This window comes from Rheinheimera lutimaris (assembly GCF_013283795.1).
Classification (GTDB): domain Bacteria; phylum Pseudomonadota; class Gammaproteobacteria; order Enterobacterales; family Alteromonadaceae; genus Alishewanella; species Alishewanella lutimaris.
The window spans coordinates 1-25,061 of record NZ_JABSOD010000009.1 but is presented as its reverse complement, the minus strand read 5'-3'; the positions used below and the strand labels follow the sequence as shown (position 1 = coordinate 25,061).

At 50.8% G+C, this 25,061-nt stretch carries 19 protein-coding genes, 1 pseudogene and 1 riboswitch; of the genes and pseudogenes, 10 read left to right on the top strand and 10 right to left on the bottom strand.

Annotation, left to right across the window (positions count from 1 at the left end; all coding sequences use genetic code 11):
* Positions 1 to 4: 4 nt before the first annotated feature.
* Both HRH59_RS10615 and HRH59_RS10610 read right to left on the bottom strand, forming a co-directional pair.
* Positions 5 to 1,471, bottom strand: coding sequence for a hypothetical protein (locus HRH59_RS10615; RefSeq protein ID WP_173501253.1), 1,467 nt, complete (start codon positions 1,469 to 1,471; stop codon positions 5 to 7).
* Between the two features lie 84 nt (positions 1,472 to 1,555).
* Complete coding sequence (locus HRH59_RS10610; protein ID WP_218573497.1) at positions 1,556 to 2,551, bottom strand: NAD(P)H-quinone oxidoreductase; 996 nt, start codon at positions 2,549 to 2,551, stop codon at positions 1,556 to 1,558.
* A gap of 122 nt (positions 2,552 to 2,673) precedes the next feature.
* Between HRH59_RS10610 and HRH59_RS10605 the strand changes: the two genes are divergently transcribed.
* On the top strand, positions 2,674 to 3,897 hold the full coding sequence (locus HRH59_RS10605; protein ID WP_173501251.1) for a class I SAM-dependent rRNA methyltransferase: 1,224 nt from the start codon (positions 2,674 to 2,676) through the stop codon (positions 3,895 to 3,897).
* Between the two features lie 67 nt (positions 3,898 to 3,964).
* Complete coding sequence (locus HRH59_RS10600; RefSeq protein WP_173501250.1) at positions 3,965 to 4,534, top strand: YceI family protein; 570 nt, start codon at positions 3,965 to 3,967, stop codon at positions 4,532 to 4,534.
* 87 nt (positions 4,535 to 4,621) lie between these two features.
* Here HRH59_RS10600 and HRH59_RS10595 read toward each other — a convergent pair whose 3' ends face one another.
* The 4 genes from HRH59_RS10595 to HRH59_RS10580 all read right to left on the bottom strand — a co-directional run bounded on the left by HRH59_RS10595 (position 4,622) and on the right by HRH59_RS10580 (position 10,537).
* Positions 4,622 to 4,921, bottom strand: a complete 300-nt coding sequence (locus HRH59_RS10595; RefSeq protein WP_173501249.1) for a PilZ domain-containing protein — start codon at positions 4,919 to 4,921, stop codon at positions 4,622 to 4,624.
* Positions 4,922 to 5,076: 155 nt separating this feature from the next.
* A complete protein-coding gene (gene hrpA, locus HRH59_RS10590) occupies positions 5,077 to 8,973 on the bottom strand; it encodes an ATP-dependent RNA helicase HrpA (protein WP_231702469.1) in 3,897 nt (1,298 codons plus the stop codon).
* A gap of 67 nt (positions 8,974 to 9,040) precedes the next feature.
* Positions 9,041 to 9,460: a CBS domain-containing protein gene (locus HRH59_RS10585; protein ID WP_173501247.1), complete on the bottom strand. Its 420-nt coding sequence runs from the start codon at positions 9,458 to 9,460 to the stop codon at positions 9,041 to 9,043.
* Positions 9,461 to 9,535: 75 nt separating this feature from the next.
* Positions 9,536 to 10,537, bottom strand: a complete 1,002-nt coding sequence (locus tag HRH59_RS10580; RefSeq protein WP_173501246.1) for an isoaspartyl peptidase/L-asparaginase family protein — start codon at positions 10,535 to 10,537, stop codon at positions 9,536 to 9,538.
* 168 nt (positions 10,538 to 10,705) lie between these two features.
* Between HRH59_RS10580 and HRH59_RS10575 the strand changes: the two genes are divergently transcribed.
* Positions 10,706 to 11,890, top strand: a complete 1,185-nt coding sequence (locus HRH59_RS10575; RefSeq protein ID WP_173501245.1) for a tetratricopeptide repeat protein — start codon at positions 10,706 to 10,708, stop codon at positions 11,888 to 11,890.
* A gap of 5 nt (positions 11,891 to 11,895) precedes the next feature.
* Here the strand turns inward: HRH59_RS10575 and HRH59_RS10570 are convergent, their stop codons facing one another.
* The 3 genes from HRH59_RS10570 to HRH59_RS10560 are packed head-to-tail and all read right to left on the bottom strand — an operon-like array spanning position 11,896 to position 16,332.
* Positions 11,896 to 12,915, bottom strand: coding sequence for a malonyl CoA-ACP transacylase (locus tag HRH59_RS10570; RefSeq protein ID WP_173501244.1), 1,020 nt, complete (start codon positions 12,913 to 12,915; stop codon positions 11,896 to 11,898).
* Positions 12,912 to 15,122 (bottom strand): dehydrogenase E1 component subunit alpha/beta, encoded by a 2,211-nt coding sequence (locus HRH59_RS10565; RefSeq protein ID WP_173501243.1) that lies wholly within the window; start codon positions 15,120 to 15,122, stop codon positions 12,912 to 12,914. Before HRH59_RS10565 ends, HRH59_RS10570 begins: the two co-directional genes overlap by 4 nt.
* A gap of 28 nt (positions 15,123 to 15,150) precedes the next feature.
* Entirely contained in the window at positions 15,151 to 16,332 is a 1,182-nt protein-coding gene (locus HRH59_RS10560; RefSeq protein WP_173501242.1) for an acyl-CoA dehydrogenase, read from the bottom strand.
* Positions 16,333 to 16,441: 109 nt separating this feature from the next.
* Between HRH59_RS10560 and HRH59_RS10555 the strand changes: the two genes are divergently transcribed.
* Together HRH59_RS10555 and sbcB are read left to right on the top strand one after the other, a co-directional pair.
* Positions 16,442 to 17,281: a LysR family transcriptional regulator gene (locus HRH59_RS10555; protein WP_173501241.1), complete on the top strand. Its 840-nt coding sequence runs from the start codon at positions 16,442 to 16,444 to the stop codon at positions 17,279 to 17,281.
* A gap of 87 nt (positions 17,282 to 17,368) precedes the next feature.
* Positions 17,369 to 18,805 (top strand): exodeoxyribonuclease I, encoded by a 1,437-nt coding sequence (sbcB, locus tag HRH59_RS10550; protein ID WP_173501240.1) that lies wholly within the window; start codon positions 17,369 to 17,371, stop codon positions 18,803 to 18,805.
* 35 nt (positions 18,806 to 18,840) lie between these two features.
* Here the strand turns inward: sbcB and HRH59_RS10545 are convergent, their stop codons facing one another.
* Entirely contained in the window at positions 18,841 to 19,083 is a 243-nt protein-coding gene (locus HRH59_RS10545; protein WP_173501239.1) for a DUF4282 domain-containing protein, read from the bottom strand.
* A 151-nt stretch (positions 19,084 to 19,234) separates the two neighbouring features.
* Positions 19,235 to 19,345, top strand: a riboswitch (TPP riboswitch).
* A 97-nt stretch (positions 19,346 to 19,442) separates the two neighbouring features.
* Here HRH59_RS10545 and thiC point away from each other — a divergent pair.
* The 5 genes and pseudogenes from thiC to thiH form a co-directional block, all read left to right on the top strand.
* Positions 19,443 to 21,194: pseudogene (thiC, locus tag HRH59_RS10540) on the top strand (phosphomethylpyrimidine synthase ThiC); the annotation flags it as partial.
* Positions 21,195 to 21,210: 16 nt separating this feature from the next.
* Positions 21,211 to 22,710, top strand: coding sequence for a thiamine phosphate synthase (gene thiE / locus HRH59_RS10535; protein ID WP_173501237.1), 1,500 nt, complete (start codon positions 21,211 to 21,213; stop codon positions 22,708 to 22,710).
* Positions 22,694 to 22,894: a sulfur carrier protein ThiS gene (gene thiS, locus HRH59_RS10530; RefSeq protein ID WP_173501236.1), complete on the top strand. Its 201-nt coding sequence runs from the start codon at positions 22,694 to 22,696 to the stop codon at positions 22,892 to 22,894. The genes thiE and thiS overlap by 17 nt, the downstream gene beginning before the upstream one ends.
* A 2-nt stretch (positions 22,895 to 22,896) precedes the next feature.
* Positions 22,897 to 23,661 (top strand): thiazole synthase, encoded by a 765-nt coding sequence (locus tag HRH59_RS10525; protein ID WP_173501235.1) that lies wholly within the window; start codon positions 22,897 to 22,899, stop codon positions 23,659 to 23,661.
* On the top strand, positions 23,658 to 24,770 hold the full coding sequence (gene thiH, locus HRH59_RS10520; RefSeq protein WP_173501234.1) for a 2-iminoacetate synthase ThiH: 1,113 nt from the start codon (positions 23,658 to 23,660) through the stop codon (positions 24,768 to 24,770). Before HRH59_RS10525 ends, thiH begins: the two co-directional genes overlap by 4 nt.
* Positions 24,771 to 25,061 lie beyond the last annotated feature (291 nt).

Below are 25,061 nucleotides of genomic sequence, written 5' to 3'. Positions count from 1 at the left end.
CGGTTTAGTTGGCGTGCATCACCACTTTATTCCACAGGTTCTGGTTTTTAACAAAAGAGAAATATTCGTCCGGATGCCAGCATTTGGGCAATAGCGACATGTTTTTGCGCTCTTCGAAATTAGACACCAGCTTGCTTAAAATTTCCAACAGCCGGTCTTCGCTGATGCGCTCCAGCTTTTTGCGCGCCGGCGGGTAATACAGGTTATTTTCGACACTAACAGTGCAGCCCATCGCCGACACGTTGTAAGTTAAGTTACGGGTAACCATGCGACACACCGGTTGGCGGATATCAGCCGGATACAAGCCGGTAACAATGGCATATTCGTAGCGGTCCAGGTCTTGCCGATCTGAGTCTTTCGGAATGTAAGTCACGCCAAAGCCCTGCGGAAATACGCCGGTAATACTGATTAAAGCATCCACCGCTACCTTACTGTATATGCCCTTCTCCACCCCTTTTTCAAGGACTAAGGCCACCTTGGGCAAAGTATCATAAGCAAAGCTGCTTTTGGTGGACAACACTACCGAGGTATAAATTTGCGGGATTTTCAATATATTACCGATACCATGCTCCGGCTTAATAGCATTTTTCAGCAGCATTAAAATAAACGCGCGGCGCTGTGTATCGCGCTTAACCAGGTTGTCGCGCTCTTCCTTTGAATTACCATTGTAGCGATCAGCCCCCAAGCCTTCGTTCAGGTACTTTAAACTTTCACGGTAGCTGATTTGCAGTAAAGCAATACGTTCATCATTGTCCAGCACACGAAACTCATCTTTGTCGCCTTGAGCACCTTTTAAAATACGCTGCGCATCCGGATGGCAGGTACCGATATCCTGCAGTAATGCCGCCATAATTAACGGAATTTGTACGTCATCACGAAACGGCTGATATTCATCTTTACTGTCTGCTTTAGCCTGTGCCGCTAAACTTTGCCGGACATAAGGGTTATTCAATTCACCGTCGGCCAGCAGCTTATCCAGTAAACGCAGGCTTAACAACGCCTTATACAGATGTTTGCTCTTTTGGTTACTGGCAGCCACCAGCTTGCCCTCTGTTGGTGACAGTAGCTGAATAGTACCCAGCATTTTGGCACTGTTAACTCTGGTTTCGTCTTCAGACTCGCCCTGGCACAGCGCCAATGTATCCTGACACAGTTTTTTAAGGGCGCTAAAGCGCACAAAGGCTTCTTCAGCACGCGCCTGCACAAAACTTTGCTGCTCGCCTTTTGCCTGCTGTAAATTGCGTTCAACCAGGGCAAGGTCGCGTTTATCCACCTGCTGCTGGCGGTTTTCAAACAAATACACCTGTTGTGCCAGTTCGGTTTTTTCGCCCTGCTGCGCCGCCATTTGCAAAAAACAAGCACTGGCCTGTTCATACAAAGAATCAGCAACAGCGGTATTGTCACTGATGCGGTTGATCAGCGACGCCACCTGCTTACTGTAAGTTGATTTGCCAATGGTACCTGTAGACATCTGAATAACGCGTCCTTGTGGCTGCTACGGTGTGGTATCAGTTTTATATTCAGTCTATCTGAGCATTAAAACTTCGCCAGTTTATCAGAGTGTTAGTACTAATTTACCCACGGTTTGGTTTGACGCCATTAACTGATGCGCCTGCTCTGCCTGCTGCAGGGTAAATTGCTGCTGCAACACCGGCGCAATCTGCCGCTGGGCCAGGGCTCTGCCAAATGCATTGCTAAAGGCCTGTGTCAGTGCAGTTTTATAGCGGTTACTGCGGTTACGCAGCGTACTGCAAATAAGTTGACCCCGGCGTTTAAACAATGCTGCTAAATCCAGTTGCGGAATATCACGCCCGCCCATCATGGCATAAATAACTATTTTACCGTCCATCGCCAACAGCGGAATTTCGCGGCCAATATAGTCACCTGCCACCGGGTCCAGTATTAAATTAATACCATCCGGCCACTGTGCTGCCAGCTGCTGTTCAAACCTGAGCTCGGTGTAATTCAACAATAGCTCTGCCCCCAGCGCTTTGCACGCAGCCAACTTATCTTCACTACTTGCCGTCACCGCTACCATAGCACCGGCTGCCCTCGCCAGCTGAATTGCCGCCGTGCCGACACCGCTGGCACCGGCGTGAATCAGCACCCGTTGGCCACTTTGCAAGCCACCGATAGTAAACAGCAATTGATAAGCGGTAAGAAACACTTCGGCACATGCTGCAGCTTCTGCCATGCTGTAACCGGCCGGAACCGCCATAGCATGGCCGGCATGCAGCAATGCGTACTCAGCATAACCGCCGCCCGGCACCAGGCCAAATACCGCTTTACCCAACCAGCTTTTATGCTGCGGCCCGGCTGCTACCACAATACCCGCCACTTCCAGGCCCAAAATTTCACTGTCGCCGGGCGGCGGCGGGTACATGCCGCGACGCTGCATTAAATCAGCGCGGTTAATACCGGCAGCGGCGACTTTAATCAGTAACTGTTCAGCTGACGGCTCCGGCACCGGGTACGATTGCAGTTGCAAGCTACTGTCTTTACCGGGGTTAAGCACAGTAACCGCCTGCATGGTGGATGGAATAGTTGCCAAAGGCGGCTCCTTACTGAATGGGTTGCGCGGCATAAATTCTGCTTTAGCTCTAATTCTGCTTTAGCTTTGTGCAACGCTTCTCTACAATGCGGCCTTTAGTCTAGCACAGTGTGAATACGCCCATGAACCAGCCGTCAACTTCATCTACATTATCCGCTTTACCACGCTTAACCTTACAGGAAACCCGGGAAAAATCGTTAAAACGGCTACACCCGTGGATTTTCTCCAAAGCAGTAAAGCATGTCAGTGGCAATCCGGCCAACGGCCAAACGGTTGAAGTAGTTAGCAGCAAAGGCGAATGGTTAGGGTATGCCGCCTACTCAGCAGAGTCGCAAATTCGCGCCAGGGTATGGAGCTTTAATCCGCAAGAGCAAATCGATGCGGCCTTTTTTCAACGCCGTATTGCGCGGGCCTGGCAGCTACGTACTGAATTGTTTGATTTAAACCAAACTAACGGTCTGCGGGTAGTTGCGGCAGAGTCTGATGGCTTGCCGGGGGTAACTATTGATAAGTACGACACTATTCTGGTGTGCCAATTACTGTCTGCCGGTGCCGATAGCTGGCGCAATGAAATCGTCAGTGCATTGATAGCCTTGTTCCCTGAGCACAGTATTTACGAGCGCTCAGATGTCGATGTGCGCAAAAAAGAAGGCTTAAAGCCGGTAACCGGCTGGCTGCATCTGCCGCGTGAGCACGGTGAAGTCACCATTAAAGAGCACGGCATGACGCTGCTGGTTGATGTGATGCAAGGCCATAAAACCGGCTTTTATCTGGACCAACGCGCCAGCCGCGCTGCTGCCAAACGGTATGCCAAAGCTAAAACCGTGCTTAACTGCTTTAGCTATACCGGCACCTTTGGTGTCGCGGCACTACAAGGTGGTGCCCTCGCGGTAACCAACGCCGATTTATCCGAACTGGCGCTAAGTACGGCACTGAAAAATGCCGAATTAAACCAACTCGATCTGACTAAGATCGACAACGTCAAATTTGACGTATTTAAACTGCTACGCCAGTACCGCGAGCAAGGTAAGCAATTTGATATGGTGATCCTCGACCCGCCAAAGTTTGCCGAAAGCAAAGCCCAGTTGATGGGTGCCTGCCGCGGCTACAAAGATATTAATATGGTCGCAATGCAGATTGTAAAACCCGGCGGCTTGCTGCTGACTTTTTCCTGCTCCGGCTTGATGGAAGACAGCCTGTTTCAGAAAATTGTCGCCGACGCCGCCATCGACGCTAAACGCGATTGTCTGTTTATCGAAAAACTGAGCCAGGACAGCGACCACCCTATAGCCAGTTTTTATCCGGAAGGCAGCTACTTAAAAGGTTTAGTGTGTAAAATCTATTAAAGTCAAAGATTTGGTGTCAGCAGCCGCTTAAGGTATGCTGACACTGTTACTACTATTGGAGCAATTTATGAAACTATTCGCACTGGCGCTGGCACTGAGCAGCACTGTAGCCACCGCAGCCAACTGGACATTAGACAACAGCCAATCAGCACTAAACTTTGTCTCGGTAAAGAATGAACTGATAGCAGAGACACACAGCTTTAATCAACTCAGCGGCAATTGGGATGGTAGCAACGTAACGGTAGACATTGCTGTAAACAGTATGGACACATTGATCCCTATCCGTAACGAGCGCATCTGGCAATATGTATTACATGCAGAGAAATATGCCGCCATAACGGTATCAGCGCCGCTGCAACAGGAAACGCTTGCCAAACTGGCAACAGGTGACAGTGTGGTGGCTGATGTACCGCTGGCTGTAACTATCGCCAGCGAAACCGTAACGCTTACCGCCAAACTACGTATTACCAAACTTAACGCCAATACCTTGCAGGCGGTAACCGAAGCACCACTAATGCTGAATACCAACAGCTTTAAGTTAACCGCCGGTGTCGCTAAACTGCAGGAACTGGCCGGACTCAGCAGCATAGAGCCATTAGTACCGGTTAGCTTTAACGTGCGCTTTAAGCAACAGTAAAGTGCAGACAGCCGGACAATAAAAAAGCAGCGAAAGCTGCTTTTTTATTGTCCGGGCTACATGAGCTGCCGGCAACCGGATGGTATCTTAGTTAAGATCCATAAAAGCCAGCCCCAGCTGATAACTGTCTTCACTTTCCTGGCTACAGCGCATCACTTTAGCGCTGGCATCCAACGGCGGAATACTGGCATTGGCCGATTCCAACCGGACACGGATCAAAGTCCCCATCTCCAATGGCTCGTCCACATCGACCGACATACCGGACGCACTGAGATCGCGACAAATACCATCGAGTACCCGTCCTGCTTCCGGATCATTAATCATTAACTTTACATCGGCATTGACCATCATCCTGAAATAATGCCGGTTATCACCTTTTGTTAGCATAGCGCCCCCTTCGCAACGTCAGCTGCTAGTTATAGAACTTTCCCCTGTCCATGTAAAGCTCGCTGAGCACTGGCCCAATCTGCCGGTACTCCCGGTTTACTTACACCAAAGGGATAGCGACCAACTCAGCTGTTTACTATTGCACTATCGTAAATTTATACCTTAATGTCCTGCACGGCGTGTAATACCCGTTTCACAGAAACCGGATACGGCGTGCCCAATTGCTGCGCATGCAAGGATACTTTCAGCTCCTGTAACATCCAATAAATAGCCTGTACCGGCTGTGGCAGCACTTTAGCCCCAGCAAACTTACCCAACAGGTTGTTATAAGCATCAAAGGCTTTTTGATACTCGTGCATCAATAAGCGATCACGCTGCGGGTCCACCGGCAGCTTTTCCAGCCGCTTTTGCATCGCCTGCAAGTAGCGTAGCAAATTATCCAGCCGCGCGGCGCCATGACTGCTGACAAAGCCTTTAAATATCAGCTCATTCAGCTGTTGTTTAATGTCACCCTGCGATTGCACATGGGCTAAATCGACTTTACCTTTTAAACGCTTTTGTATGTCATGACACAGCGTTAAAATTTGTTCTGCTTTAAGCGCTATGGCCAATACCGTATCGCCAAGCTCTGCACGCACTTTTTCTTTCAGTGCATTAAATTGTGACTCGTTTTGCGGCAGGGCGTCATTATCAATAAACGCATCAACACCGGCGGCGATACAGTCATCTATCAGCTCTAACACCCGCCCAAACGGATTAAAATACAGCCCCAGCTTGGCTTTATTCGGCAATGACTCCTGCAGGTATTTAACCGGCGACGGAATATTCAGTAGTAATAGCCGACGTAAGCCGCGCCGGGTGCTATCTAATGCCTGCTGCGGGTTATCCAGTAACTTTATCGCTACCGAGTCACGCTCATCAACCAGGGCCGGAAAGGCTTTAATTTCATAGCCGGCCTGCAATTTTACGTATTCGCGCGGTAAGGTGCCAAAGCTCCACAGCGTTAAACTGTCCTGCTCTATGCCCTGCTCTGCAACCTCACTTAAACTTTGCTGCACTTCACCCTGCAGCCCTTGCTTAAGCACGCTGAGCGAGCGGCCCTGGCGCAAGGTGTTGCCTTTGTCATCCACCACTTTAAAATTCATTTTTAAATGCAGCGGCAAGCCGGTTAAATCCCACGCATCGTCCGGAATAGTGACGCCGGACATGCGCTTTAACCGCTGCGTGATAACATCAAGTAACTTGCCGTCATCCGGGTTCAGCGTTTGCATTAACGCATCAGCATAATTTGGCGCAGGGACAAAATTCCGCCGGTATTGCTTGGGCAGGGATTTTATCAGCGCAACCAGCAGCTCATGGCGCAGCGCCGGGATCAACCAGTCAAAGCCAGTATCGTCCAACTGGTTTAACAGCGCCAGCGGAATAATAACGCTGACACCATCGTCCGGCTCGCCGGGCGCAAAATGGTATTCCAACGGCAGGGTTAAATTGCCCTGGCGCCAGGTTTCAGGGAATTTGTCGGCGGTAATATCGCTGGCATCACGATTTAACAAGCTGTCGGGGTCAAAATTCAGAAAGGCCGCATCTTCGCTGCGCTTTTTCTTCCACCATTTAGCAAAATCAATGCGGTTGTTAGCCCATTGTGGCACCCGCTCGCTATAAAATGCCGCCAGCGTATCTTCATCCACCAGAATATCGCGCCGGCGTGACTTTTCTTCCAGCGCAGTAACGTCGTCAATTAAACGCTGGTTATACTGCAAAAAGCTGTCGTTAGTGCCCAACTCCTGATTAACCAGCGCGTCGCGGACAAACAGCGTATGACACACTGCCGGGTCTATTTTGCTGTACAGCACAGCGCGTTTGGGCACGATAACCAAGCCGTACAAACTGACTTGCTCATAGGCGATAACGGCGCCGCGCTTTTTCTCCCAATGCGGCTCGCTGTAGCTGCGGGTAACCAAATGCTCTGCCAGCGGCTCTATCCATTCCGGCTCTATTTTGGCTAAGGTGCGGGCGTAAAGTTTACTGGTTTCTACCCACTCGGCGGCGGCTACCCATTTGGGTTTGCGTTTAAATAAATGGCTGCCGGGAAACACGTAAAAGCGTGTTTGGCGCGGGCCCAGATAATCCGCTTCTGTGTCTTTAAAACCAACCTGGCCCAGCAAACCGCTTAACACCGCCTGGTGAATGGGCTGATAACCGGCCGGTTGCGGGTTTAGCGAATACCCTTGCTCTTGCATCAGCTGGGTAAGCTGACCGGTAAGGTCCTGCCACTCGCGTACACGCAGGTAGTTTAAAAATTCCTGGCGGCACAGACGGCGAAACTGGTTATTACTTAACTGCTCTTGTTGCTCTTGTTGCTCTTGTAAGTACTGCCACAGCTTCAACCAACTGGCAAAGTCGGAATCCGGATCAGCAAAACGAGCATGACACTGATCTGCTTTTTGCTGTTTATCTAACGGCCGCTCACGCGGGTCCTGAATCGACAGCGCCGCAGAGAGCACCAGCAGCTCGTTTAAGCCACCGTTATCAGCGGCAAACAGCACCATCCGCGCTAAACGCGGGTCGATGGGTAAACGCGCCAGCTTTTTGCCCAGCTCGGTTAGTTTAATGCCTGCTTTATCACGCTTTAACGGGATAGCGCCGAGTTCTTCCAGCAGTTTAATACCGTCATTAACAAAGCGGCTGTCCGGTTTTTGTAAAAATGGAAAAGCTTCGATGTCGCCCAAGCCCAGCGCCAGCATTTGCATAATCACCGAGGCCAAATTGGTGCGCAGTATTTCCGGATCAGTAAATTCAGCCCGGCCGTTAAAGTCATCTTCGCTGTACAGGCGGATACAAATACCGGCGGCAACACGGCCACAACGGCCTTTACGCTGATTAGCACTGGCCTGGCTGATAGCCTCTATAGGCAGTTGCTGCACCTTTGAACGGTAACTGTAGCGCGATAAGCGTGCCGTGCCGGGGTCGATAACATAGCGGATACCGGGCACCGTTAACGAGGTTTCGGCCACGTTGGTGGCCAGTACAATACGCCGGCCGGCATGGCTTTGGAAAATACGATTTTGTTCAGCCGCACTTAAGCGGGCATACAGCGGCAATACCTCGGTATGCGGCAGCTTGAGCTTTTCCAGGGCATCAGCGGTATCGCGAATTTCACGCTCACCGTTTAAAAAAATTAAAATATCGCCCGGCGGCTCACGGTACAGCTCATCTACCGCATCAAAAATGCCCTGTAGCTGGTCAGCATCTTTATCGTCTTGCTCGCTTACCGGCCGGTACCGGGTTTCAACCGGGAACGTGCGGCCGGAGACTTCAATTACCGGTGCATTAAAAAAGTGCTTCGAGAAACGCTGCGGGTCAATCGTCGCTGAGGTGATAATCAGCTTGAGATCCGGCCGTTTGGGCAGCAGCTGTTTTAAATAACCGAGCAAAAAATCGATATTCAGACTGCGCTCGTGCGCTTCGTCAATGATCAGTGTGTCGTACTGGTTTAAAAAGCGGTCTTGTTGAATTTCTGCCAACAAAATACCGTCGGTCATCAGCTTAACAAAGGTATTGTCGCTGGTGTGGTCGCCAAAGCGGATTTTATAGCCGACCTGGTTACCCACCTGACATTGCAGCTCTTCGGCGATACGGTCACAGACACTGCGCGCAGCCAAACGCCGTGGCTGGGTGTGGCCTATCATGCCGGCCACACCGCGGCCCAGCTCAAGACAGATTTTCGGAATTTGCGTGGTTTTTCCCGAACCGGTTTCACCGGCGATAATCACCACCTGATTTGCGGCAATAGCGGCTTTAATATCGTCCTTTTTTTCTGCTACCGGCAGTTGTGGCGGATAGCTTACCTTGGGCAGCGCTTGCTCCCGGGCATTGCGTAACGCCTCTGAACGGGCAATATCGGCGGCGATGCGCTGTAACTGCGTGGTTTTAGCTTCTTCTGCCATATTTTTGCAGTTATGTAAGCGCCGGCGCAGGCGAAACTGGTCTTTTAACAGACAGTGCGCAACACGGGAAAGTAAATCGGGTACAGAGATAACAGCTTCAGACAAAACAACGCCCTCGTTAACAGAGGGCGCCATGCTACCAAGAGCGGCAGGTAAAAATCCAGCGCTAACGCTAACCTACTTTACCGTAATGTGAATGTAGTTCTTTATCGATAGCGCCCAGCACGTCTGAACGGGTAATAATACCCAGCAAATAGCCATCATCATCTACCACCGGATATAACTTCGGCTTGGCTTTTAACATTATTTGCGCCAGATCGATAACACCGTCATAGTCTTTTACTGTTAGCACAGCCGGATTCATCACATCGGCGACGCGTGACGCTTGCTGATCATGATAAGTCGACATCAACATACGCTGCAAACAGTCTTGTTCAGATATAAAACCAATTATTTTATTATGTTCATCTATCACCGGGCCTCCGGTTTGGCGGCCTTTTATCAGCCGGGCAACTGCCATTTCAACCGGCATATCCGCAGTAAAGGTTACCGGATGCCGGTTCATATAATCTGCCACTTTGAGTAAATCCATGCTTCCCCCTGCACTGTATTACGGAGCTTCAGGCTCCCGTTAAGATTAGCCGAATTTAACCGCTTTGCTGCAAAATCACTCGCTAGCGGCAAAGATTTCGCTCAGTACTTCACCGCCTTCGGCTTTTAAGGCACGGTACATGCCTTCAGTATTAAAGGTCCAGCTAAGCTGGCCTTTGTTATCAACCACAATAACGCCACCATCACCGCCCACTTGCTTTAACTCAGCCAGTACTTGTTTGGCGGCCGCAGCTGCCGATATTTTTTGATATTTAGCTCTGGCACAGATATCGCTGGCAACCTGATAACGGATAAAAAACTCACCATGGCCGGTGGCCGATACCGCACAGCTGCTATTATCGGCAAAATTACCGGCGCCAATAATAGGCGCATCGCCAATCCGACCGTAACGCTTGGCGGTCATACCGCCGGTAGAGGTTGCTGCAGCCAGATTGCCTTTTTTATCTATTGCTACCGCGCCGACGGTACCCATTTTCCAGGCCGGGTCGTACGGCACAGCCGCCTGATGTGGCTGCGGCGCTATGGCCTGCTTTGCCCGCTTTAATGACTCATAGCGAAACTCTGTATTAAAATAACTGTTTTCCACCAGTTCAAGCTGCTGCTCTTTGGCAAACTGTTCTGCGCCCTTACCGGACAGCATCACATGTACCGATTTATCCATCACCGCCCGTGCCAGCAGTATCGGGTTCTTAACGTTGGTTACGCCGGCGACTGCACCGGCTCGCCGGTCACGGCCATCCATAATAGAGGCATCCAACTCATGTGTTTCATCAAAGGTGTAAACCGCTCCTTTACCGGCATTAAACAGAGGAGAGTCCTCCAGCACTGTCACTGCGGCCGTGACAGCATCTAAACTGCTGCCACCGCGCTCAAGCACACTGTAGCCCTGATTTACTGCATGCGTCAGCATAGCGTGATACGCCTGCTCTTGTGCCGGACTCATGCTGTTACGGCTGATGGTGCCGGCACCGCCGTGAATAACAATGCCGATAGGTGCTTTGGCATGCACGAGAACGGAACAAGTGCTAAGCGCAACTGCTAATAGTAGTGTTTTCATGATTGATTCCTGCAGTAACAATAATTCTTTGTACTTGATTCATCACAAAATCACAACCGGCTGTAACGCTAAGTGGCCGCTGCCGTGACGTGCTTTGTTACAATTCGAAGCAATGATTGCCCCCCTGGCTGGTCTATAGTTAATAATGTTGAATACCGGAGCAGTATTATGAACACTGTAATTTCCGTTAGTTTTGCCGTGACACTGTTAGCTTTGACGTCATGTCAGCATACACCTGCGCAGTGGAGCCGAATGGAGGCAGAAAAACTGTTGGTTGATGAAGCACGGTTTCAAGGCGAGTTGCACCCGATTGAGACAGTTGAAGAGATATTCAATCTGCCTCAGGCACATAAAGACGAGCTAAGCCAGCTCAAGTCAGCGCAGCTGGGTATGACTGAGCGCAGCACTGCTATCTTAAAGTATATTCTGGCTCACACCGGCGATAGCTTAACGTACAATCATACCGTAACCAGAACCGTTGGTGAGACTCTGGCCACACGTCAGGCGAATTGTTTAAGTTTATCTATTTTGACCTACAGCATTGCAAGAGAGGTAGGAATAGATGCTGCGTTTCAAGATGTAAAAATTCCGGAATATTGGAGCAGCGATACCAATCAAACCTGGCTAAATGGTCATATCAATTTAAAATTACTGCAAAACCGGCAGTTAAATTACCACTCCGGTTTAGTATTACTTGGCAGCGATATTGTTATTGATTTTGACCGCAACACCATAAAGCAACGTTTCGCCACCGAAACTATCAAACCCAAACGTGTTGTGGCCATGTTTTACAATAACAAAGCGGCAGAAAACTTTGACCGGTATAACCTTGCGCAAACCTACCGTTACTACCGCGCGGCTATCGCGGTGGATCCGGATTATGCGGTTACTTGGTCCAATCTTGCAGTACTATACCGGCAACAGAATTTGTATACACTGGCAGAGCAGGTTTACCACCATAGTCTGGCATTAGACCCAACATCCACTAATGCGTTGGCTAATCTGGCTGTGCTGTACCGTTATAACGGCAACATTAACGCGGCCAGGCAGTTAGAGCAGCAGGTACATGAAAAACGCAAAAGCAACCCCTGGTATTATGTGATGCTGGGCAACGAGGCAGTTAAGCGTAATGAGCTGAATGAAGCGATTGCCCTGTTTCAACAAGCGCTGGCACTAAATAACGACACTCATGAAGCGCTGTTCGGCTTGGCAAGAAGCTATTTTGCGCTGAACAATACGCTAAAAGCCTCGCATTATCTCGAAAAAGCCCGCCGCGCTGCCAAATCAACAGAAGATAAACAACGCTACCAACACAAAATCAGTGCGCTTAACCGCTTGGCCAGCGCCGGTTAACGACATTAAACCAGCAAACGCCGCTGCTCCGGCAGCCCCATACTCAGTACAAACGGCTCAGCGCTTTGCTGCGCTGCTGTAAAGTCTTGTTTTGACTTAAGCCCATGCCAGCCAATCTGAATAAGGCTTTGCGCCACCGCGCCGCCTAAACCAGCCCCGGGGCCAGATAAAATAATATGCTCAGGCGCAAATTCTTTTACCGCTACCTGCAGCGCTTTACTAAAATCATAGCTCTGACATACCTGATGCTGCAGTGTATAACGCTGCAACGCCGCTAAATCACTGCCAAAATTCGGCCAAATCTGGCCGCGTCCGTCAATTAACGGCAACTGCGGCTGGTTAAACCGCGCTGCCGGCCAAAGCGACAATGCTTTATCTGACGCCGCCTGCATAAAACCGGTATGAAATGCAGCATGGCCAGGCAGTAACAGCGGAAACCGATCATCACAGGGCGGCAAAGCTGCCATCGCTGCTTTTACTGCCGCTTCGCTGCCCGCCAGCACGGCATAGCCACCATACACGATAGACATAAACAGCTGGTCTTTATGCAGCGCTAATTGTTGTTGCACCAAAGCGTAGCGCTGCGTATCTGTTTGCCAGTGATCATCAATAACCGGGTAAATAAACTGCGCACCTGCACCATCTGCAGTTAACTGCGCCATATCGGATACCAGCTGCATACCGTTATCCGGCGCCAGCACACCGGCACAACCCAGCGCGGTATACCAGCCCATCGAATTGCCGGTAACAGCCACCACCTCAAACTGCTCTGAGTTAATACTGCGATAATCCGTCACTCCTGCGGCAAAAATCAGCGCAGCGGCGTTTTCGGCTTTTAAATGTGTCGCACGACTAAATACGGCCTGACTGTCCAGTTCACTTACGGTAGCTAACCCGGCAGCGGAGCGCACCGCATCAAACTGCTCCAGCAACGCCTTATCAGCACAGCTGCTACTGATATAGCCCAGCTCTGCTTTGTTGTAAGTACCGCGACCCGGACAAATCACCAATGCGGTTTTTTTCATAACATCACCTGTTCAGTATCAACGGTAAGCAGGCTGAGCGCCTGTTGTACAATTTGCTGCTTCGACGGTAGTACTGCGTAAGCGGCAGCCCCCAGCGGGATAAAGCTATCTTCAGCACATAAACGCTGCACGTTAAAATGGCCGGGCTTAGCCTCATGCAAAGCAGTAAACAGCTCTTCACTAAGTGAACCACGCCGACGGCATTCATCGACAATCAGTACCTTGCTACAACCTTGCAGCGCTTTGATAATTTCTTTGGTATGTAGTGGTACCAGAGTGCGTAAATCCAGTACGCGAATACGGTAACCTTGTGCGGCCAGCTCTTGTTCGGCCTGACGGCTTAAATAATAACCATTGGCGTAACTGATAATCGCCAGTTCATCACCATCGCCGTATACCGCCGGCGCACCTGGTTCCGGTAACGGCGTGTCCGGTAACGGATAATCGCTTAACCATAAGCCGTCGCCTGCGGTGGCCAGGTCGCGTGTCATATACAGCGCAATCGGCTCAAGGAAGATAACCAAACGCTTTTGCTGATGCGCCAGCTGCACTGCCTGACGTAGCAACAAGGCAGCGTCATAGCCGTTTGACGGGCAAAATAAAATTACGCCCGGAATATCGCGAAACACTGCAAAGGAGTTGTCATTATGAAAATGGCCACCAAAGCCGCGCTGGTAGGCCAAGCCTGCGATGCGGATCACCATCGCGTTGTGGTACTGGCCGTTGGAGAAAAACGGCAAGGTGGCCGCTTCACCGCGAATTTGATCTTCGGCATTGTGCACATAGGCCAGAAACTGAATTTCCGGTATCGAAATAAAGCCCTGCTGCGCCAAGCCAATTGCCATACCCAGTATGCTTTGCTCATCCAGCAAGGTATTAATCACCCGGTTACTGCCAAAGGCATGCACCAAATGTTGGGTAACACCGTAAACGCCGCCCTTTTTGCCGACATCTTCGCCAAACACCACAGTGTTATTATACTGCGCCAGCACATCGTGCAGCGCCCAGTTCAGCAGTTTTGCCAAATGCTGCTTCTTGCCCGTATTATGCTGGTCAAAGGCAAACAGCTGTTGCCGCGCTTCGACATCAGGCAGCGCTGGCGCCGGCAAGGCTACACGCTGCGGCGCAATAGACGCCATAACCTGAGCTGCCGTAGTTAGCTTAGGCTGATTACTGGCAATGGCAGCTACGCGGCCAACTTGTGCGACCAGCGCATTTAACTGCGCCAATAACTGCTCTGCTGTAATGTCGCCACTGGCAAGCAATGCGGCGGTGCTGCTAAGTAGCGGATCGAGCTCCAGCTCAGCTTCAATTTGTGCTTTGGTACGATACGCCGCTTCGGCATCGGCGCCGGCATGGCCAAACAAGCGTACGGTAGACAAATGCAGCACTGCAGGTTTACGTTTGCTGCGCACATAATCAGCGGCACGGCGGGCAACATGATAGGTTTGCGCCAGATCGCGACTGTCGGCGGCAAAATACTTTAGTGCCGGCCGGTCAGCTAAGTCCTGCTCTATCCAACCGCTGGGGGTCGGCGTAGAAATACCCAGGCCATTATCTTCGCAGACAAACAGCACCGGCAGCGGCACCTGCTGGTATGCTGCCCAGCAGGTCGAGTTAATGGCGCCCTGGGCAGTAGAGTGGTTAGCCGACGCATCGCCAAAGCTGCACAGCACTATAGCATCTTGTGGCCACTGGCCACCGACACCAAGACGTTTGCTTAAGTCGACAGCAAAAGCGGCCCCCACAGCTTTAGGCAACTGTGACGCTATGGTGCTGGTTTGCGGCGGTATATTCAGCGCTAAGCTGCCAAGCACCTTATGCCGGCCGCCGGAGATGGGGTCATCACTGCTGGCACAAAACGACAGCAGCATATCGTATAGCGGCGTGCTGCCGGGCAACTGCTTGCTGCGTTCGATAAAAAACGCGCCGCTGCGGTAATGCAAAAATGCCGGATCGGTTAGCCTTAAGGCTGCCGCCACAGCGGCATTACCCTCATGGCCGGCACTGCCGATGGTATAAAAACTCTGGCCTTTGGCTTGCAGCAAACGCGATTGTAAATCCAGCAAGCGGCTGCATAACTGGCTGTGCCACAACTGATATAAAGTACTGAATTCAATACTGTGACTACTGCTGTGCGGCGGAAGTTTACCGCTTTTTAAGCGCTCACGGTATTCATTAACCCAGGGGTGTACGGCTTCTGACATAAGGCTTACTCCGCAGTAACTGCCTGGCTTAAACGCCGCTAAACGCCTGTAAACCGGTTTGTGCCCGGCCTAAAATCAGCGCATGCACATCGTGCGTACCCTCGTAGGTGTTTACCGCTTCCAGGTTCATCACATGGCGGATAACATGGTATTCGTCAGCAATACCGTTGCCACCGTGCATATCGCGGGCAACCCGGGCGATATCCAGCGCTTTGCCACAGGAGTTGCGTTTAATTAACGAAATAGTTTCCGGCGCCAGCAAATTCTGATCCATCAAACGGCCTGCTTGTAAGCAAGACAGTAAGCCTATGCTGATCTCAGTTTGCATATCAGCCAGTTTTTTCTGGATCAATTGATTGGCCGCCAAAGGCCGGCCAAACTGGTGGCGGTCAAGGGTGTACTGCCGGGCGGCATGCCAGCAAAACTCGGCTGCACCCAGCGCGCCCCAGGCGATGCCGTAACGGGCTTTGTTTAAGCAGCCAAACGGGCCTTTTAAGCCGCTGACATTGGGCAGCAACGCATCCTCGCCCACTTCGACGTTATCCATCACAATTTCGCCGGTAACAGAAGCCCGCAAGGAAAACTTGCCTTCAATTTTAGGAGCTGACAAACCTTTCATGCCCTTTTCCAGCACAAAGCCGCGGATGTCACCGTCTAACTTGGCCCACACCACAAATACATCGGCAATCGGCGAGTTGGTGATCCACATTTTGCTGCCGTTTAACAGATAACCATCGGCGGTTTTCTTCGCCGTGGTGCGCATGCCGGCGGGGTCTGAGCCGGCATCAGGCTCGGTTAAACCAAAACAGCCTACCCACTCACCGGTTGCCAGTTTGGGCAAATACTTCAGCCGCTGCGCTTCGCTGCCGTATTCATGAATAGGATGCATCACCAGGGAGGATTGCACGCTCATCGCACTGCGATAACCGCTGTCTACCCGCTCTACCTCGCGCGCTACCAAGCCGTAACACACATAGTTAACCGCAGAGCAGCCATACTTTTCCGGTAAGGTGGCGCCCAGCAGGCCCAACCCGCCAAGTTCTGTCATTATTTCACGGTGAAAATGCTCTTCGCGATTGGCCATTAACACCCGCGGCAACAGTTTTTCCTGACAATACTGCTGGGCGGTGTCGCGGATCATCCGCTCTTCTTCGGTTAACATGTTGCTGAATGCAAACGGGTCCTGCCAATCAAAATGTGCACGTGCCATAGCAAATTCCTCAATAAAACCAGCGAAATATTTTTAGTTATCGCCAGATTAGCCTGCTTTGATATACAGTTAAAATATAATAATCCTGTATCAGGTATAGTTTATAGCTATGGATATTCGCCAATTAAATTACTTTGTCGCCGTGTACGAGCAAGGCAGTGTCAGCGCAGCGGCGCGCCAGTGCTGTGTGGCGCAGCCATCGCTATCATCTGCGCTGCGTCAATTAGAGCAAGAGCTGGGCGTCAGTTTATTTACCCGTCTGCCAAAAGGCGTAACCCCAACGGAGGATGGCGAAAAACTCTATGGCCATGCCGGCCGTCTGTTAGCGCAACTGCAGTCACTTAAAGCCTCGTTTAGCCAACCGGTGGCGCGGGTAAAATTCCGCCTGGGATTAATTCGTGCTTTAGGCGTTGAACGCATGAGCCAGTTACTGCGCGAGTTTAGTAACAGCCTGCCCGGGCTGGAACTGCATTTGGTGGAACCGGATGAGCTATGCGATGCCCGTATTATCACGCCTCAGCTGTTAAAAGCCGGCGAAGCATTTCAGCCAATATGGCAGGATAATTATTTACTCGCGATACCACCGGGCTCAGCATTAATGCTGCAGGAAAAGATTGCCCTAAGCGACTTTGAAAATTTACCACTGATTAAACGCACCCCCTGTGATGCGTGGAATGCGTTATACCCTGAACTGGTGCGCCGCGGCATTAAACCCGACTTACGTGCTGATATTCAAACTATAGAATATGCATTAGGGCTGGTGTCTGCCGGTGTTGGTTGTGCACTGGTGCCCGATTTTGACAATATGCAACAGCGCAATGACGTTATTCTGCGCCCGGTGAATGAACTTAAATTAGAACGCACTATAGGTCTGGCTTATCCGAAAAACAGTAATACAGAACCGCTTACTATGTTGCTACAACAATGCCTGCAAGCCGCTAGTCGATAATTTTACCGCGGTAAAACCATGTATCCCAAGCGCTTCAGCTGCTAAACTGGCGATATGTTTCTATACGCCAGACTTGGATAAGCTATTGTGACAACAGCACAAAGCAGTTTTTACTTTCACGACTATGAAACCTGGGGCGCGGATCCCAAACGTGACCGCCCGGCACAATTTGCCGGTATTCGCACCGACTTAGATCTTAATATTATCGGCGAGCCCGATGTATGGTATTGCCAGCTAGCCAATGATTATCTGCCGCACCCGCAAGCCGCCCTGATCACCGGCTTAACGCCACAGCTGTGCAATAAAAAAGGCCTGAGCGAAACTGACTTTATGCAGCGCATTTTGCAGCAATTCAGTATGCCCAATAGCTGTGTGCTGGGCTATAACAACCTGCGCTTTGACGATGAAGTTACCCGCTACAGCCTGTACCGCAATTTTTATGAGCCTTATGGCCGTGAATGGCAAAACGGTAACAGCCGCTGGGACTTAATTGACATGGTACGCGCCTGCTATGCGCTGCGCCCCGAAGGCATCAACTGGCCATTGCGTGAAGATGGCAGCCCGATATTTAAACTCGAAGAGCTCACCAAGGCTAATGGCTTAGCTCACGAAAACGCTCACGATGCCTTATCTGATGTCTATGCCACTATTGCCATGGCCAAACTCATTAAACAAAAGCAACCAAAGCTGTTTGGTTATTTGTTTGAGCTGCGCAAAAAAGCCAAAGTGGCTGAGCTGATTGACGTTGCCGGTATGACACCGCTGGTGCATGTGTCGTCAAAGTTTCCTGCCACACAGGGCTGCGTTAGCTGGATAGTACCGCTGGCATTTCACCCAACCAATAAAAACGCGGTAATTTGCTATAACTTACAAGCTGATCCGATACCACTGCTGGAAGATGATATCGCCACCTTGCAGCAAAAGCTGTACACCAAAACCGCCGATCTGGCAGATGGCGAACAGCGCTTGGGTTTAAAGCTGATCCATTTAAATAAATGCCCGGTATTGGCCCCGGCAAAAACGCTGAGCGAACAGCGGGCAGCAGAATTTGGCATCGATCGCACACAATGCCTTAAGCACCTCGAGTTTTTACGCCATCACCGTGATACGCAAACTAAAGCCATAGCGCTGTATCAGCAGTTGAATGAATTTCCGGCCGAGACCAATCCGGATTATCAGCTGTATAATGGCTTTATCAATGACGGCGATAAACAAAAAATGCAGCAATTGCATCAGCTGTCGCCGGAGCAACTGGCAATCGACGCCCCGGTATTTAGCGACGAGCGCTTAAACAGCCTGCTGTTTTTATACCGTGCCCGTAATTACCCCTACAGCCTGACCGACAGCGAACAGCAAAAGTGGCAACGCTACCGTACCGATAAATTGATGCACGGCCTGGATAACCCCAATTTAACCATGGAAGATTTCAGCTTAGCGCTGGAAAATCTGGCGCATGAACACGCCAGTGATGAGCAAAAAATGAAGATATTAAAATCACTGTATTTGTATGTACAGAGCTTATAACTAAGAAAAAACACCGGCGTGAGCCGGTGTCTGCTTTACTCTTTTTCTGCCAGCTTTTTTAAGTTCTCATGAATTTTAAACAGCACGATCAATAACTCGCACCAAATCCGCACACCAATACTACCAAACACCAAAATACCCAGTCCCGACCAGAAACTGCCGTAAGCGGTAAACATCGCGCCCAATCCGCTGACTAACACCGCAAACAACAGTAACCAATAAACAAAGGTAATAATTTTCGGCGTTAACATTGAATCAAAAAACAGTACATCTCTCATAACTATGTCCTTTTTTATTATTTTTTAACCATTAGCGATAACAATCTGCGTCACAATAAGATACTTCATGCTGGCCAACAACTCCGACTAGCAAGCGAATAACCAAGTACAGGCGGTCTTCCATTTTGAACCGCTTGTCTTTATACTCGGCCACTACTTGTCGGAGTGCCCAGCTGTTTACAGCGGGCTGAGACCGTGAAAACGGGATCCGTTGAACCTGATCAGGCTAATACCTGCGAAGGGAAACAAGGGGAAATACAGTACATAGCACGGCACAAAACCGCCTTGCGGTTTAATTGCCGGTTATCACCTGCCCCCACTCCGGACAAGCAACCTCAACTTGTTAACCGGAGCTTGCTATGTCTGAACCAACTTTATCTAAACGCGATTTACGTGCCCATGCCAGAGCTTATATTCAGGCGTTACAGGGCGAAACCTTTCCCGGTTCCAGCCGTCGTTATCTGCACTGTGAACACAGCGGCGTTAAAGTGCCGGTGCGGGATATTCATTTAACCGCTACCCGCTTAAGCGATGGCAGCAGCCAACCCAACCCGGCTTTACCGGTGTACGACACCTCCGGCCCTTACGGCGACCCGGCGCAAACATTAGACGTGCTAAAAGGTCTACCCAAATTACGCCTTGAGTGGATTAACGCACGCGCCGATGTTGCGCCCTCGCCGTTACCGCCCTTTGCTGATATTGCGCTGGATGAACAAATCACCGAGTTTGAGCATCAGCCACTGCGCGCTAAAGCCGGTAAAACGGTGACCCAACTGCACTATGCCCGCGCCGGCATTATCACGCCGGAAATGCATTTTATCGCGCTGAGGGAAAACATGGCGGTAACTGATGACGGCGTCAGAAACCATCAGGGCGAAAGCTTTGGCGCAGCAATACCAAAGCAAATTACGGCAGAATTCGTGCGGCAGGAAGTAGCCGCCGGCCGTGCCATTATTCCGGCCAATATTAATCACCCGGAAGCCGAGCCGATGATTATTGGCCGCAACTTTAAAGTTAAAGTAAATGCCAATATCGGTAACTCGTCAGTCAGTTCCAGTATTGAAGAAGAAGTGGAAAAGCTGGTGTGGGCCACGCGCTGGGGCGCCGATACGGTAATGGATTTATCCACCGGCCGGCGTATTCATCAAACGCGGGATTGGATCTTACGCAACAGCCCGGTGCCGATTGGTACAGTACCGATTTATCAAGCGCTGGAAAAAGTGAAAGGTGACGTTAGCCAACTGAACTGGCGGGTGTTCTACGACACCTTGGTAGAGCAAGCCGAACAAGGTGTCGATTACTTTACTATTCATGCCGGGGTACTAAAAGACTATGTCGCACTAACCGCCAACCGCGTTACCGGTATCGTCTCACGTGGCGGCGCTATTATGGCGCAGTGGACCAGGCTGTATAACGAGGAAAGTTTTCTATATCAGCATTTTGAACAAATTTGCCAACTCTGTGCTGCCTACGACATTTCGCTGTCACTCGGTGACGGCCTACGCCCGGGTAGCATTGCTGATGCCAACGATGAAGCGCAATTTGCCGAACTGCGCACCTTAGGCGAACTAACCAAAATTGCCTGGCGCTATGATGTACAGGTTATGATTGAAGGTCCGGGTCATGTGCCGATGCAGCTTATTCAGCAAAATATGACTGAGCAGCTAAAGCATTGCCACGAAGCACCGTTTTACACTTTGGGCCCGCTGACAACCGATATTGCACCGGGTTACGATCATATTACCTCAGGCATAGGTGCGGCGATGATTGGCTGGTTTGGCTGTGCCATGCTGTGTTATGTCACCCCGAAAGAGCACTTAGGCCTGCCAAATAAAGAAGATGTAAAACAAGGTCTTATTGCCTACAAAATTGCTGCGCATGCCGCAGACCTGGCTAAGGGCCATCCGGCCGCACAGCTAAGAGACAATGCCCTGTCTAAAGCCCGTTATGAATTTCGCTGGCAGGATCAGTACAATCTGGCGCTGGACCCGTTTACGGCCAAAGCCTACCACGATGAAACCCTAAGCCATGAAGGTGCCGACAGCGAGCAATTTTGCTCAATGTGCGGACCTAAATTTTGCTCGATGCGGCTTAATCAGCAAATTCAGCAACAAGAGGCAGCAGCTGATGCATAAGCCGGACTTAGCAACTAAGCCCATCGTCTGGGCTATTGCCAGCTCAGACAGTGGTGGTGGCGCCGGCATTCAGGCCGACTTGCATACCTTTGCGGCACTGGATTGTCACGGCTGCAGCGTGATTGCGGCCGTAACAGCGCAAAACAGTACTGAGGTAGTGGGCTATGAAGCCATCAGCCAGGCTTTGTTTGTCACCCAACTGAACTGCCTGCTAAACGATATGCCGCCCCGGGTGATTAAAATCGGCCTGATCCCCGATGCCGGATTGCTGGAGCAATTAGCCAGCTGGCTGGCGCAGCACAAAAATCAGTATCAATTTATTGTCATTGCCGATCCGGTGTTAAGTAGCAGCACTGGCTATAACTTCGTCCGGCAAAGTACTTTAAGCATCTGGCGACATCAGCTGTTACCGCTGCTGGACCTTATTACCCCCAACCTGCCGGAGTTAGCCCTGCTGAGCCAGTTGCTGCAGGCTGAGGTTGCATCGCAAGCTGAGCAATTATTGCAATGGGGGGCAAAAGCGTTATTGATAAAAGGCGGGCACTGTAACGGCACAGCCGATATCACTGATCATTTTATCAGCCCAAACAGTAGCCTTCAGCTTACACAACCCAGGCTCAGCACAGTGCATAACCATGGCACCGGATGTGTATTGTCCAGTGCAATAGCTGCAGCCTGCGCTCATGGCTATGATCTTGCCGACAGCACTATTATTGGACGTGCTTATCTGCAACAAGCACTGTGCCATAGCTACGCTACAGGCAAAGGCGCCGGTAGCTTGCAACATCACGGCTGGCCAACAGAGCCGCACTATTTTCCCAAGCTAACGCAGCCGCAAGATACTCATTACGATACGCTAAGCTTTGCCGCTATCGCCGCCCCTATTGGCTTCTATCCGGTAGTAGACAGTGTGCAATGGCTAAAACGTTTGCTGCCGTTTGAACCGGATGTTATCCAGCTACGCCTAAAGCATGGCACCGCTTTGGAAATTGAACAGCAGATAGCCGAAGCCGTGGCGTTAAGCCGCGATTACAAATTGCGGTTATTTATTAATGATCACTGGCAACTGGCGCTTAAGCACGCGGCCTATGGTGTGCATCTGGGCCAGCAAGATTTAACCACGGCAAATTTACCTGCGATAGCAGCAGCCGGTTTACGTCTGGGCATTTCAACCCATAGTTACGCTGAACTATTACGGGCGCGTCAGTTACAGCCGTCTTACATCGCATTGGGGCATATTTTTGCCACGCAAACCAAGCAAATGCCGTCACAGCCACAAGGCTTAGCCAGGCTTAAGCGCTACGCCGCCCTCTGCAGCGATACGCCGACTGTCGCCATAGGCGGTATTACTGCAGAGCGCTTGGTTGCGGTGCTGCAATGCGGTGTATCCGGCGTAGCCGTGGTGTCTGCGGTTACGGCGCAGGCTGAGCCTGAACAGGCATTTTCGCGTTTTAAACATCAAGTGGAGCAACATTATGCACATTATGCTTAACGACACCCCACTACAACTTGCTGCTGTCAGCACCTTAGCGCAGCTGTTACAGCAACAACAGTTAAACACTGAGGGCCTGGCAATAGCGGTGAATGACAGCGTTATCGCTAAACGCCTGTGGCATGAGTATCAACTGCAAAACCATGATCAGATACAACTATTTCAGATAGTTACCGGAGGCTGAGCATGCTGACTATCGCAGATCAAAGCTTTCACAGTCGCCTGCTACTGGGCAGCGGAAAATTTTCCACTCCACAGCTGATGCAACAAGCTATAAAGGCCAGTGGCAGCCAGCTGGTTACACTTGCCATAAAACGACTGGAGTTAGATAAACCCCGGAATGATTTACTGACACCGCTACGGGCGATGACAATTCAGCTGTTGCCAAACACCTCCGGTGCAAAAACAGCGAAAGAAGCCATTTTTGCCGCTGAACTGGCGCGCGACGCATTACAAACCAACTGGCTGAAACTGGAAATTCACCCCGATCCGCGCTATTTAATGCCGGATCCTATAGAAACCCTGGCGGCTGCCGAACAGCTGGTTAAACTGGGCTTTGTGGTACTGCCGTATTGCAGTGCTGATCCGGTGTTGTGTAAACGGCTGGAGCAAGTCGGCTGCGCCGCTGTAATGCCGCTGGGAGCTGCCATCGGTTCCAACCAGGGCATACAAACCCGCGCCATGCTGGAGATTATTATCGAGCAGGCAACAGTGCCGGTTATTATCGACGCCGGCCTTGGCGCGCCGTCACACGCGGCGGCCGCTATGGAGCTTGGCGCTGCGGCGGTGTTAGTCAATACCGCTATTGCAGCAAGTCAGGATCCGGTAGCAATGGCAGGCGCCTTCGCACAAGCTGTCAGCGCCGGGCGCATAGCGTATAAAGCCGGTTTAGCCGCTACACAGGCGTATGCAGCTTCAAGCCCGTTGACTGATTTTCTGGCGGCACTATGAGTTTTACACAACACTGGCAACAGCAAAACTGGCAGGAATTACAACTGCAAAGCCGTAATTTCAGCCTTAGTGATGTGCAAGCTGCTATTAACAAACCGCAGCCAGGTATAACAGATTTGCAAGCACTGCTCTCACCGGCAGCGTTACCACTACTGCCTGCCTTGGCAGCCAAAGCACAGCAACTCACCCGGCAACGGTTTGGCCATACAGTACAATTTTATGCGCCGCTGTATTTATCCAATCTCTGCGCCAATGAATGCACATACTGCGGCTTTTCACTGAGTCAAAAAGTAAAACGCCGCACGTTAAACCACGGCGAAATAGCACAAGAATGCCGCGCTATTAAAGCACTGGGTATAGATCAGGTGCTGATTGTAACCGGTGAGCACGAGCGTAAAGTAGGTATAGACTATTTTTGTGATGTACTGCCATTAGTTCGCAGATACTTCAGTAGTGTGCAATTAGAAGTACAGCCGCTAAGCTGCATAGAATATGACAAGCTAAAGGCTCTCGGCGTCGATGCGGTAATGCTGTATCAGGAAACCTATAATGCAGCTGCGTATCAACAGTATCATCTAAAGGGTAAAAAGAGTGATATTCACTGGCGGCTGGATGCACCTGACAGAGTGGGTCAAGCGGGGATTGATAAAATAGGCCTCGGTATTTTGCTTGGTCTTAGTGACTGGCGCACCGACGCCATCTTGCTGGCACAGCATCTGCGTTACTTACAACAACACTACTGGCAATGCCGTTTTAGTTTATCCGTGCCGCGGATCAGGCCATGCAGTGGTGGCGGCACGGTAGCAAACCCCATCAGCGATAAAGAACTTATCCAGTTAATTTGTGCCTTTCGCTTATTCGCGCCAGAGCTGGAGATTAGCCTTTCAACCCGTGAATCTGCAACATTTCGCCAGCATGTGGTGCCGCTGGCCATAACCAGTGTCAGCGCCGGCTCAAAAACCCAACCTGGCGGTTACAGTGTTGAACCACAAAACCTTGAGCAATTCAGCATAGACGATAATCGCACGCCACAGCAGGTTGCCAGTGCCTTAATACAACAAGGCCTGCAGCCGGTATGGAAAGATTGGGACAGCTTTTTAGGCCGGTAAAACGCAAACAAGCCCGCCTCTTTCGAGACGGGCTTGTTTACTAATTGGGAGACTGCGGGGCTGGCCGTCCAGCGGTGAACTACAGCCAAGTTAACTTCGCATAGCGACAAAGGTGTCGGGAACACCTTTGGACGTTGCAACGCAACGGTCCGCAGGACGAAACACAGGAGGTGTTTCGCAATGCTACACGCGTAGCGCTGTAGCTGTTATGTGACTATAGTGCGCCGCCAGGATGGCCTGCCCCGAGGCGCTTCAACGCAAAAAGGCCTACCGGTTAGGGTAGGCCTTTTG